This window comes from Rhodococcus sp. SJ-2, assembly GCF_053750035.1.
Genome location: NZ_CM132340.1, coordinates 613969 through 626192 on the forward strand (window position 1 = coordinate 613969; position 12224 = coordinate 626192).

The 12224-nt window shown below is 65.0% G+C and carries 13 protein-coding genes; 12 read left to right on the forward strand and 1 reads right to left on the reverse strand.

The window, feature by feature from the left end:
- The first annotated feature begins 7 nt into the window (after positions 1-7).
- The 3 genes from ACSYG9_RS02840 (at position 8) to ACSYG9_RS02850 (ending at position 1892) form a co-directional block, all read left to right on the forward strand.
- Positions 8-517 (forward strand): DUF2505 domain-containing protein, encoded by a 510-nt coding sequence (locus ACSYG9_RS02840; protein ID WP_440125709.1) that lies wholly within the window; start codon positions 8-10, stop codon positions 515-517.
- A 75-nt stretch (positions 518-592) separates the two neighbouring features.
- Positions 593-1093, forward strand: coding sequence for a DUF2505 domain-containing protein (locus tag ACSYG9_RS02845; protein ID WP_440125710.1), 501 nt, complete (start codon positions 593-595; stop codon positions 1091-1093).
- A 4-nt stretch (positions 1094-1097) separates the two neighbouring features.
- Complete coding sequence (locus ACSYG9_RS02850) at positions 1098-1892, forward strand: class I SAM-dependent methyltransferase (RefSeq protein ID WP_454841093.1); 795 nt, start codon at positions 1098-1100, stop codon at positions 1890-1892.
- A gap of 13 nt (positions 1893-1905) precedes the next feature.
- Here the strand turns inward: ACSYG9_RS02850 and ACSYG9_RS02855 are convergent, their stop codons facing one another.
- A complete protein-coding gene (locus tag ACSYG9_RS02855) occupies positions 1906-2523 on the reverse strand; it encodes a type IV toxin-antitoxin system AbiEi family antitoxin domain-containing protein (protein ID WP_440125712.1) in 618 nt (205 codons plus the stop codon).
- A 103-nt stretch (positions 2524-2626) separates the two neighbouring features.
- Between ACSYG9_RS02855 and ACSYG9_RS02860 the strand changes: the two genes are divergently transcribed.
- The 9 genes from ACSYG9_RS02860 (at position 2627) to ACSYG9_RS02900 (ending at position 12200) form a co-directional block, all read left to right on the forward strand.
- Positions 2627-3379, forward strand: a complete 753-nt coding sequence (locus ACSYG9_RS02860; RefSeq protein WP_440125713.1) for an LmeA family phospholipid-binding protein — start codon at positions 2627-2629, stop codon at positions 3377-3379.
- A 119-nt stretch (positions 3380-3498) separates the two neighbouring features.
- Positions 3499-4578 (forward strand): phosphotransferase, encoded by a 1080-nt coding sequence (locus ACSYG9_RS02865; RefSeq protein ID WP_440125714.1) that lies wholly within the window; start codon positions 3499-3501, stop codon positions 4576-4578.
- A 159-nt stretch (positions 4579-4737) separates the two neighbouring features.
- The gene (locus ACSYG9_RS02870) at positions 4738-6360 is read left to right on the forward strand and encodes an AMP-binding protein (protein WP_454841094.1); all 1623 of its coding nucleotides are present in this window, start codon (positions 4738-4740) and stop codon (positions 6358-6360) included.
- Positions 6353-6580, forward strand: a complete 228-nt coding sequence (locus ACSYG9_RS02875; protein WP_454841096.1) for a ferredoxin — start codon at positions 6353-6355, stop codon at positions 6578-6580. Before ACSYG9_RS02870 ends, ACSYG9_RS02875 begins: the two co-directional genes overlap by 8 nt.
- Positions 6573-7805, forward strand: a complete 1233-nt coding sequence (locus tag ACSYG9_RS02880; protein ID WP_454841098.1) for a CaiB/BaiF CoA transferase family protein — start codon at positions 6573-6575, stop codon at positions 7803-7805. The genes ACSYG9_RS02875 and ACSYG9_RS02880 overlap by 8 nt, the downstream gene beginning before the upstream one ends.
- Complete coding sequence (locus ACSYG9_RS02885) at positions 7802-8233, forward strand: OB-fold domain-containing protein (RefSeq protein ID WP_440125718.1); 432 nt, start codon at positions 7802-7804, stop codon at positions 8231-8233. Before ACSYG9_RS02880 ends, ACSYG9_RS02885 begins: the two co-directional genes overlap by 4 nt.
- Positions 8230-9426, forward strand: a complete 1197-nt coding sequence (locus ACSYG9_RS02890; RefSeq protein ID WP_454841100.1) for a thiolase C-terminal domain-containing protein — start codon at positions 8230-8232, stop codon at positions 9424-9426. The genes ACSYG9_RS02885 and ACSYG9_RS02890 overlap by 4 nt, the downstream gene beginning before the upstream one ends.
- 84 nt (positions 9427-9510) lie before the next feature.
- Entirely contained in the window at positions 9511-10980 is a 1470-nt protein-coding gene (locus ACSYG9_RS02895; protein WP_454841102.1) for an aldehyde dehydrogenase family protein, read from the forward strand.
- The gene (locus ACSYG9_RS02900) at positions 10977-12200 is read left to right on the forward strand and encodes an amidohydrolase family protein (protein ID WP_440125721.1); all 1224 of its coding nucleotides are present in this window, start codon (positions 10977-10979) and stop codon (positions 12198-12200) included. Before ACSYG9_RS02895 ends, ACSYG9_RS02900 begins: the two co-directional genes overlap by 4 nt.
- Positions 12201-12224 lie beyond the last annotated feature (24 nt).

Consider the following 12224-nt stretch of genomic DNA (forward strand, 5'->3'; position numbering starts at 1 on the left):
GCCGGATATGGGCAGCCCTATCGACCACTCGACGCACTACTCGTTTCCGCCTGCGGCAGTGCATGCGGCATTCGTCGACCCGCGGTACTGGGACAGCCGCCTCGCGGAGGCCGGCGGCCCTGGCGCGGCTGTCGAGAGCGCAACGACCGGTGACGGCACGATCGAACTCGACCTCCATCAGGCGATCCCCGCGGAGCATCTCCCCGCGGTGGTGACGAACATCCGTCCGGGCGATCTCGTCATTCGACGCCACGAAGCGTGGGGCGCGCTGGAGGGTGATCGGGCGCAGGGCCGATTCTCCGCCGGTGTCGAAGGGATGCCCGGCAAGGTCGAGGGCACCCTCATGCTCATTCCCGACGACGCCGGGTCCATAGTCCTGATCGAGGGCACGGTCGAGGTGAAGATCCCGTTCCTCGGGTCCAAGATCGAGGGCATGATCGTCGACGAACTGGTCGGATTGTTCGACGCAGAGAAAGCCTTCACCGCCGACTGGCTCGGTCGCGCGCAGCAGTCCTGACCTAGGGCTCGATCGACCGGTCTGCGCCCGCGGACGATTTTCCGGACCGCGCGCAGGCCGGTACGCTGGCCTGCCGTGGCACGCCATAGCGACTACTCTGCCCGCTTTCCGTATTCCCCGGAGCGGGTCTATTCGGCGCTGTCCGACCCCGATCATTGGGAAGCCCGCATGTCGGAGATGCGGAAGTACTCGGAGAACCACGTGGAGGAGTTCACCGTCACCGACAGCGGTATCGATCTCGTCCTACACCACGTGATACCCCGGTCGGAACTGCCGGAGATCGCACAGACGGTCATCAAGAAGGACATGATCATCACGCGCACGGAGTCGTACGGCCCGTTCGATGGCACGGCGACAGGTCGCTACGAGGCCTCGATCCCCGCGGGCCCGGGAAGCCTCTCCGGCACCATGACGCTGTTCGAGAGCGCGCCCGGGTGCACACTGCGGACCTCGTCGGCCGCGAAGGTCGATCTGCCGTTCATCGGCGGCAAGCTCGAAGAGATGATCCTGCGCAATCTCGTCGAAGTGTTCCGCACCGAGGCGGCGATCACCGCCGACTGGCTCGCGCGGCAGTAGGACGGTGCGGTCACAGAACACAGCGGTCGGACAGCCCCCTGAAGGCGTCGTCACCCGCGGTACCACGGGGATCAATCGCTTGCGGCGCAGCGATCGCTGGACGGTGCACGAGCCCGCTACGACACGCATGCTGACGCAGACTCCGAACCCACTGGCGGTCGATCTCGGCTACGGAGCGATGCCAGTGACCACTTTCGAATGGGCTGCGCGTCTGCGCACAGTACGTTCCGACCTGCGCGTGGTCGGCCTCGAAATCGACCCCGAGCGCGTGGTTCCGGGACGGAACGGGGTGGAGTTCGCCCGTGGCGGCTTCGAACTGGCGGGCCTGCGGCCGGCGCTGATCCGTGCATTCAACGTTCTTCGCCAGTATCCGGAAGAGGCGGTGGCCCCGGCGTGGGCGCGACTGCGCGCGGGACTGGCACCTGGTGGGTTGATCATCGACGGCACATGCGACGAACTGGGTCGCCGCTGCGCGTGGGTGCTGCTCGACGAGCAAGGCCCACGTACCCTGACCCTGGCGTGGAGCCCGTTTCACGTCGACTGTCCGTCGGACCTCGCAGAGCGACTCCCCAAAGCGCTGATCCACCACAATGTGCCGGGTGAGCCGATCCATGAACTGCTCACGGCTGCGGACCGCGCGTGGGCGACCTCCGCACCGCACTCGGCGTTCGGTCCCCGCCTTCGGTGGCGCGCGACGTTGGATCTACTCCGAAATCAGGGATTCGAGGTGCAGGAGCAGCGACGCCGGGTGCGCGACTGTATTCTCACCGTGCCGTGGAGCACGGTGGCGCCGCACTGAACCGGGATGCCGGTCAGTCCGCCGAGAGCAACGCCAGTTCGATGCGATCGGCGACGGCGGTCGGCTGGCCGGCAACGGCAGCGTGCAGATCATCGGCGTCTGCCCGGCCGAGAGTGATCGCGTCTCCGACAAGTTCGTCGAGAACCTCCTGCGACACACCACCGGCGGCGAGATCCACGGCAGTGCGGGCAGGCGTGGTGACCCGGAAACACCCCACCAGTTCGACGTCGGAAGAGGCGAGTTCGCGATGATGCAAGGCCAGTCGGTTGCTCGGCACCGTCCGCTGGTCGACCGTCGACAGGTGCAGGAATCTGGGCTGCAGGTGTCCCATTCCGTGGAGGTCTGCGGCGCTCTGATGCGAGACCACGGCGGTGCCCTCGTACCATGCGCACCATTGCGCGAACTCGTCGAACTTGGTCGGTGGGCTGTCGCCGAGGCGGAAAAGTTCGCACTCCACCCGCAGCCACTGCCCGGAATCGACCCGCGTGGAAAACTGCTCGGCCGTGATGCCGTGCCCCACGGCTTGGCGGGCGGTGAAGAAGCCGGCCTGCGTCACCGCCAGGCGCCGAAGCAGCTCATCTGCATCCGCCCGCCCGGATGCGCCGTACTCTGAATCCGTCCACCCAGTCATGGCGCCCACAGTACCCAACGAATGTGTCGAAGCTCACATTATTCACCCAGTTGGTACGTGTCTGCTCATGGGAATTTCAGACTCGTCGGGAACAATCGGCCCCATGACGCAACCGAAGCGCAGCCGCCTCGCCATGATCGCCGTCATCGTCATCGCCGCGCTTGTCGCGGTCCTGGTGGGCGCCGAGGTCTACGTGCGCAATCGCGCAACGACATGCCTCGCCCAATCCTTCGAGAGCGAACTCGGCACCGGGGTCGACGTCGACCTGAGCTGGAAACCGGTGCTCCTGCAACTACTCGATCGCCAGGTGCCGTCGGTGAGATTCGACAGCGACGACACCGCGTTCGGTCCCGCGCAGCAGATGCAGGTGCACGCCGAGGTTCAGGACGTCGATCTGCGCGATTCCGCCGAGGGCGCAGGGACGATCGGTAGCTCCCGCGCCGAAATCGACTGGCCTACGAGCGGGATCCTCGCGACGGTGCAGAGCCAGTCGGTGGGCGCACTCGTCACCGATGTCACCGCCGACGAGTCAGCGGGCACGTTGACCTTCACCGTCGGCGGGCAAGGGCTCGCCGAGTTCACCGCGCGGCCGGTGGTGAGCAATGGAACGGTCGCGGTGGAAACCACCGATGCGTCGCTCTTCGGGATCGGCCTGCCGACGGCACTCGTCGACGGCGTGGTGGAGATCCTCACTTCCGGCTTGCAGCAGTACCCGCTGGGCATGCAGGCCACCGAGGTGAAGGTCGCCGACTCCGGCGTACAGATGACACTCGAAGGCGGACACTTCGTGATGCCGGAGGCACCGGAGGGTCAGCAGCAACCTCAGCAGCAGGGAAGCTGCGGTCTGCTCTCCTGACCTGCGCGAGCAGGACCTTCGAAAAAAGAGTGTGACTCTCGCCATAAGAAGTACTACATTCTTGTCATGGCGAAATCACATTCTACTTCTTGCAGGACAAATGGATCGAGGCGTGTCGTATGACCATCGCCGTTCCCGACACCCTCGACGAAGCCCTCTCCCCCCGGTGGCTTACAGCGGCGCTGCAGCCCAGGTTCCCGGGGATCGAAGTCACGGCCGCGAAGCTCGGTCCGATCGTGGACCGCGTATCCACCAATGCGCGCTTCACGATCGAGTGCGCCGGAGGACTCCCCGAAGGCCTGCCCTCCGAGCTCTGCGTCAAGGGCTACTTCAACGAAGAAGGCCGGACCACCCGCGCCGCAGGCGAACCCGAAGCATTGTTCTATCGCGATCTCCGCGACCACATCGGAGCGCGCACCCTGCGAAGCCACTACGCGGACTTCGATCCGGACACCCGCCATGGCGTCGTGATCACCGAGGACATCGTCAGCCAGAACAGCATCTTCCTCGATGCCGCCAGCAGTTACACCGCCGACCAGGTGGCAGAAAGCCTCGGAGAGTACGCCACACTGCACGCCGCCACGTGGGGCAAGCCGAAGTGGGAACACCAGCAGTGGCTGGCACCCCGACTCACCGGCGCCATCCGAGCAATGGGCACCGAGGAGATCACCGCACGTATCGACCGGAACTTCCACGGACCGAACGGCATACGAGTTCCCGCCGAACTGAAGGACGCCTCTCGGCTCGTCTCCGCCTATCTGGGCCTCGTCGACGCCCTCGCGGCCGAGTACGAGACCTCCGACTGGTGCGTGATCCACGGCGACGCGCATGTCGGCAACATCTATCTCGACGGACAGGGCCGACCGAGCCTCGTCGACTGGCAACTCGTCCAACGTGGCATGTGGTACATGGACGTCGGCACCCATATCGCGACCGCACTGTCGCCGGAGGAACGGCGCCGCACCGAGGACGATCTTCTCGTTCACTACCTCGATTGCCTTGCCTCGCACGGTATCGAGCCACCACAGGTCGATGCCGCACGACGCGCGCTCCGACGAGGTATGGTGCGCGGCCTCTACCTCTGGGGTATCACCGTCAAGGTGGAGCCACGGCTGATCGAAATCCTCCTGCACCGCCTCGGCACCGCGGTTGCCGATCACGACGCCCTCTCCCCCGATTTGTTCTCGACTCCTCACTGACACACCGACCCGGTATTGAATCCGGATGAGAATCATGGCAGTCTGAGCAAGAATCACGTTCTACCTCGACATGCATCTATTGCGCATACGCGGCAACAGCCTCTCTCTATGCCGCGCGCTGATCTCGACCATGCATCTGTGAAAGGTGTTGTGAAAACGTTGGTTACGAATCGACTGAGTTCGATTGTCCGCGAAATCCCCCCGCCTCTGCGCAGCCACTACGAAGAAAACGGGTGGTGGACCCGCGAGACACTCGGAGAAATTCTCGCAGACGGGCTGAACAAGCACCCCGACATGGGATTTCACGTGCATTCGGACGTCCGTCCGTACAAGGGGACCTTCGCCGAGGTCGAACTTGTCGCACGCAGACTCGCGGCGGGCCTGAAGGCCCGCGGGATCGGTCCCGGCGACGTCATCGCAATGCAATTGCCGAACTGGATGGAAGCCGCCGCAACTTTCTGGGCATCCGCCCTGCTCGGCGCGGTGACGGTGCCGATCGTCCACTTCTACGGTTCGAAGGAACTCGGCTTCATTCTCGAAGATTCCGAACCTCAGGTGTTCATCACGGCATCCCAGTTCGGGCGCATGACGTACTCTCCGGAAGCGAGCGCGCACGTACCGATCGTCGGCGTGGTCGGGCTCTCCCCGTCTCTTCGCTCACCGCAGAGCCGAGACTTCGACGATCTGCTCGCCGATGAGCCGCTGCAGGACGTCGCCGAGGTGGACCCCGCAGCCCCCGCGCTCATCGCATACACCTCCGGCACCACCCGGAACCCCAAGGGCGTCATTCACACTCATCAGACACTCATCTGCGAGACGCGGCAACTGATGTCGAACTACGAACCCGGTCGCGGGCGCCAGCTCACCGCCCTGCCTGTCGGGCATTTCATCGGGATGCTGGGCGCGGTTCTGTTCCCCGTCCTCGACGCGATCCCCGCCGACATGTGCGACGAGTGGAACCCCACCCGGGTCATCTCGCTCATGGACTCCGATGGCGTAGCGATCGGTGGTGGCCCACCGTATTTCGTCACCAGCCTGCTCGACCATCCCGATTTCGCGCCAGACCATCTACGCTTCTTCGGCCCGATCGGCCTAGGTGGATCCACCGTACCCGCGTCCGTCCCACGCCGCCTGACCGATCTCGGTCTCGTCGTCACGCGCTCGTACGGGAGCACCGAGCACCCCTCGATCACCGGATCCGCCACCACCGCACCGGAAGACAAGCGTCTTCTGACGGATGGTTGCCCGCGGCCGGGCGTCGAGATCCGCCTGACCGAGGACGGCGAGATCGTCAGCCGCGGCCCCGATCTGTGCCTCGGATACACCGACGAGTCCCTGACCGCCCGCGCATTCGACGACGAAGGCTGGTATCACACCGGAGACGTCGGAACTCTCGACGACGACGGTTACCTGACCATCACCGATCGCATGTCCGATCTCATCATTCGCGGTGGTGAGAACATCGGCGCAGCAGCGGTCGAGGACACACTGCTCACCATGTCCTCCGTCGTCGAGGCCGTCGTCGTCGCCGCACCGGACCCGCGTCTCGGCGAGCGTGTGGCAGCGGTCCTGCGACTCGGAGAGGGACAGTCGATGCCCACACTCGACGAGGTCAAGGCACACTTCGCGGCCTCGGGTGTGGCACGGCAGAAGTGGCCGGAAGAACTGCACCGGGTGGACGACTTCCCGCGCACCGCGTCGGGAAAGGTTCAGAAGAACCGAATTCGGAAGCTCGTCGCAGATGCTGCACTACAAGATGTACCGGAGACGACACATGCCTGAAGAACAGTACGTGGTCGAACTCGATCGTGAGATCTGTATGGGATCGGGGGTCTGCGTTTCGTATGCCGCAGACATCTTCGCCATGGGCAGCGACGCTGCTGCCCAGGTGACGAGCCCGATCGTGACGGATGTATCGGATGTCGAGGTCGCCGCGTCCGGTTGCCCTACCGGCGCCATCACCGTCACGCGCCGCACCCTGGGAGCGAAGAGCAATGATTGAGCAGGAAGCGAATACCGCGCCGCGTGCATTCGACGGAGTCCGCGTCGTCGAGCTCGCGCAATGGGTGTTCGTGCCCGTCGCCGCGGCGCTGCTCGCCGACTGGGGCGCCGATGTCGTCCGCATCGAGCCACCCGAGGGCGATCCGTACCGTGGCCTCGCGACCCAGGGTATCGGTGCTGATCGAGGTGGCCCCAACCTTTCGATGGCACTGGCCAACCGGGGTAAACGCTCCATCGCACTTGATGTCCGGAGCGACGAGGGGATCACCGTCCTGCACGAACTCCTCTCCTCGGCGGACGTGTTCATCACCAGCCTCCGTCCGGGTGCACTCGTTCGCCTCGGCCTGGACGCGGAGACCCTTCGTCGGCGCTATCCGCGCCTGATCTACGCGCGCGGGCACGGGTTCGGTGCCCGCGGACCCGACTCCGACAAGCCCGGATACGACAGCTCCGCCTTCTGGGCACGCGGCGGAGTCGGTCACACGCTCACCCCCACTGAACGCGACTACCCCATCAGCCAGCGCGGCGCGATGGGTGACCGCAACGGCGCGATGGCCCTTGCATTCGGAATCTCGACCGCGCTGCACGAGCGGGAGAAGACCGGCGCGGGCACCGTCGTCGATGTCTCGTTGCTCGCCACCGCGATGTGGATGCTGTCGTCCGACCTGCTCGTCGCGCTCAACGGCGACGACGTGATGCCGGTGACAGACCGTGGGCCGCAGGTCAATCCGCTCACCGGGACATACCGGACCCGGGATCTTCGGCACATCCAGCTGATGTTCCTGCAGGGAGATCGATACTGGCCGGCATTCGCCCGCCTCATCGGACGCGACGACCTCATCGACGATCCCCGGTTCGTCGACATGGCCGCACGGCGGGAGAACAGTGCGGCGTGCGTCGAGGAACTGGACGGAATCTTCGCGAAGTACACGCTGGACGAGTGGAAGCAGATCCTCGCCGAGCTCGACGCCCCGTGGGCGCCGGTGCAGTCGGTGCACGATGTGATCGACGATCCGCAGGTCGCGGCCAACGGCTACGTCGGCGAGGTCCGGCTCGATGACGGGCACACCTACCGGTTGCCCGCGGTCCCGGTCCAATTGGATCAGGAGCCTCCCATCCTGCGACGGGCCCCCGAGCACGGTGAGCACACCGAAGCCGTACTGCTCGAACTCGGCTACGACTGGGAACGGATCGGGTCGCTCGCCGAGAAAGGTGTCATCCCGTGACGGCACACGAAGCGAAGACACACCGCCCCCTGCCGGTGGCCGACGCGACGTCGGCACCGTACTGGGCCGCGGCAGCGGAACATCGTCTCGAGTTGGCGCGCTGCCGGGAGTGCAGCGCTTTCGCTCACCCGCCCGACAGCGTGTGCCCGAACTGCGGATCCACCGATCCCGCTTTCGAATTCGTTCCTGTGAGCGGGCACGGCACCGTACGATCGTGGACGACCGTCCGCCAATCCTTCCTCCCCGGATTCGACGACCTCCCGTTCGTCCTGGTCGACGTCGAACTCGCCGAGCAGTCCGAACTCCGGTTGATCGGCCGGTTGCTCGACGGACCCGACGTCGAACTCCGAATCGGGACGCCGGTCGTCGCAGCGTTCGAGCAGCTGACCCCCGAGGTGTCGGTTCCTGCCTTCGAGGTCGCGTCATGAGCGGTTTCGCTCGCAACGAGGTGGCGATCGTCGGCTACGCGCAAAGCGATATTCGACGCACTGCCGGTCGCACGCTCGGTGCCCTCACCGTCGACGTGGCCCGCGCAGCCGTCGCAGATGCCGGACTCGAACTCGCGCAGATCGACGGCTATGTCAGTTCGAGTCTGTTACCGAGCGCGAGCGGTCGCGTCGCGGAGGACGGCGTCCGCACGGTGTCGTCCGCGTGGCTGGCCGGGCGACTGGGCGGCACCCCGCGCTATGTCGCAGGGTTCGACGGGATCGGCCAGCTGACCGGCTCGGTGTCGATGGCCGTCAACGCGATTGCCAGTGGCGCCGCTGACTACGTCATCGTGCACCGCGCGCTGCACAACCCTACGGGGAGCTATCACGGTAATCCGATGCAGGAGGTGCACGGTCCGCAGCAGTGGACCGCGCCCCAGGGTTTCTTCGGCCCGCTGGCCATGATCGCCCTGCCGTACAACGAGTATCTGCAGCGATACGAAGCCAAGCCGGAGTCGATGGCGGCCGTGGTGACCGAAGCCCGGAAGAACGGCGCACGGATCCCGTGGTCGTACTGGTACGACCGTCCACTGGGCCGGGACGAATACCTTTCCGCACCAACCCTGTTCGACCCGGTGCGCAGGTTCGACTGCGATATCCCCGTTGACGGCGTGGCCGCATTCGTGCTCACGAGCGCCGAGCGCGCGAAGGACCTCCCGCACCCGCCGGTGTACATCGCCGGATATGCGAACGGAATACCTTCGCGACGACGACTCCCCCTCCACTGGCCGCTGGACGACATCCTCGGCGCAGGAGCCGAGTTGGTACGTCGCCTCGAGGAGTCCTCCGGGATCGGCATGAGGGAGATCGATCTACCCCAGGTCTACGACGGTTTCTCCCCGTTCGTATGGTTCTGGCTCGAATCCCTGGGCCTGTGCCCAGCGGGCGAGGCTCACCGATTCGTCGAGGAAGGCGGTATCGACAGCGACCGGCCCGGTGCGATTCCGGCACTGTCCGGGGGCGGTGCGCTCGGAAACGGCCGGATGCACGGCGTGCCGCAGATGCTCGAGTGCTATCTCCAACTCTCCGGGCGCGCAGGTGTTCGGGGACGCGAGGGCATGACAACCGCTGTCGCCTGCCATTCTTCGCCACACTACGGCGGTGCCGTCGTGTACTCCGCCGAACACTTCTGACACATCATCGTTCAACAAATTGCAATCATGCTGTTGTCCTAACGAGAACTATGTTCTACTACTAACAGGGAAAAGGGGGACGACTTGAGTATCCTCACCGAACGTCGTACCTATGTGGCCGGTGAATGGGTCACCGGCGACCAGGTCATCGCAGTCGAGAATCCGGCCGACGAAACCCACGTAGCCGATGTCAGCGCGACACCCGTCGCCGAAGTCGAACGCGCGATTCTCGCCGCCCGGACCGCCTTCGACGACGGAGTGTGGGCGCAGCGCACACCCCTCGACCGAGCCCAGGTTCTGCACACACTGATCGACCACCTCGAGGCGAACCACGAGACCCTGGTCGACACCCTGGTCGCCGAAGCCGGGCAGCCCGTGCGGTTTGCCGACGAAACCCAGTGCCGCACGGGAATATCCATCGCCCGTCAGACCATCGACATCTATCAGTCGATGCGACACGAAGAGGCCACGCCGGTTCCGGTCGACGATCTGACACGGGGACGGGTTGCACTCAGTATCCTCCGGCACGAACCGGTCGGAGTCGTCACCGCGATCACCCCGTACAACGCGGCACTGATCATGGCCCTGCAGAAGCTGATCCCCGCACTCATGGCAGGAAACTCGGTGATCCTGAGGCCGAGTCCCCTCACTCCGATCTCGTCGCTGATCTTCGGACATGCCGCCGACGCCGCAGGCCTGCCGCCCGGCGTACTGAGCGTGGTCGCCGAGGAAGGCACCGAGGGCGCGCAGTTGCTGACGACCCATCCCGCGGTCGACATGGTCTCGTTCACCGGATCCACCGTCGCCGGACGCAGTATCATCACGCAGGCGGCCCCGACGGTGAAACGCCTCTCCCTCGAACTCGGCGGCAAATCGGCACAGATCTACCTGCCCGACGCGCTCGAGCGGGTCGGCATCGGCGCCATGGGCGTCGTGGCACGCACCGCAGGGCAGGCGTGCGTCGCGGCGACACGCATGCTCGTCCCTGAGGAGCACAAGGAAGAGGTACTCGAGCGCGTTGCCGCCGCGTACAACTCGATCAAGGTCGGATCCCCCACCGATCCGACCGCACTGATGGGTCCGGTGATCAGCGCAGCGCAACGATCCAAGTGCGAGCAGTTCGTGCAACTCGCAGAACAACAGGGCGCCAAGGTCCGGACCGGCGGCAAGCGACCGGAAGGACTCGATCGGGGTTACTACTTCGAGCCGACCGTCCTCGATCTGCCGAACAACTCCAACCCGGCAGCGCAGGAAGAGATCTTCGGACCCGTTCTCGGGGTGATCGGCTACCGAGACGTCGACGACGCAGTGCGGATCGCCAACGACAGCGTCTACGGGCTGTCCGGCCAGGTCTACGGCGCCGACACCGCTACCGCAGTCGCAGTCGCTCGCCGGATCCGCGCGGGCGCCGTCAACGTCAACACCACCGTTTTCAGCGCACTCGCACCCAGCGGGGGCTACAAGCAGAGCGGACTCGGACGCGAACGTGGCCCCGAGGGCATCCGCGAATTCCAGGAAGTCAAGCACATGTCGATTGGAGAGCTCGCACAATGACCACATCGAACGGCACCCCGAACCTCAACCTGGACTGGCTCGTCTCGGTCGACGACCACATCCTCGAACCCCCCAACCTGTGGGTCGATCGCGTCGCCAAGAAAGACCGCGATCGTGCACCCCACATGATCAAGGACGACAAGACGGGGATGGACGTCTGGGTCTACGACGGCAAGAAGTTCCCGAGCAGCGGTCTGAGCGCTGTCGCAGGCAAGTCCAAGGAGGAGTTCAGCCCCGAGCCCCTCAACTACGACGAGATGCGACCCGGTTGCTACGACCCGCTCGCCCGTGTGGAGGACATGAACAAGGCCGGCATCCTCGCGTCACTGTCGTTCCCGACGGTCACCCGTTTCTGCGGTCAGATGTTCATGGAAGCCAGCGACCGCGAGTTCGGGTTCACCTGTCTGCAGGCCTACAACGACTGGCACCTCGAGGAGTGGGCCGGCGCCGCTCCGGGCCGTTTCATTCCGTTGATCCTCATCCCATTGTGGGATCCCGCCCTCGCGGCGAAGGAGATGGAACGCTGCGCCGCCAAGGGCGCCACGACCTTCGCCTTCTCCGAGAACCCCGAACCGCTGGGTCTGCCCACCATTCACGACAAGGACCGCTACTGGGACCCGGTCATGGCTGCCGCGAACGATCTCGAGATGGTGGTCTCGATGCACGTCGGCTCGTCATCCACGGTGCCGCGAGTCTCGAAGGATTCGCCGTTCCTCGCCAATCTGGCATGGGGCGCGACACGGACTTCGGGAGCAATGCTGACGTGGCTGTTCAGCAGCATGTTCCAGCGCTACCCCAACCTCAAGATCGCGTTGTCCGAGGGTGAGATCGGCTGGGTGCCGTACTTTCTCGAACGTGCCGAGCAGGTACTCGACAAGCAGCGGTACTGGATCCAGCGCGGTGCGCAGTGGAGCGACCACGGCAACAACGACCTGGATCTGGACAACCTCGATGTTCGGGAAGTATTCCGCAAGCACATCTTCGGTTGCTTCATCGAGGATCATCACGGAATCGCCAGCATCGACGAGATCGGCGAGGACAACATCATGTGCGAGACCGACTACCCGCACTCCGATTCGACGTGGCCCAACTGCATCTCGGTGGTCAAGAAGCAGATCGAGCATCTGACGACCGAACAGCAGTACAAGATTCTGCGTGGCAATGCCGAGCGGCTGTACCGCTTCACTCCGGCGCAGCCCCCGGTCCTGGCCGGAGTCTGACCTTGCTCCGCCCGAACAAGGAAC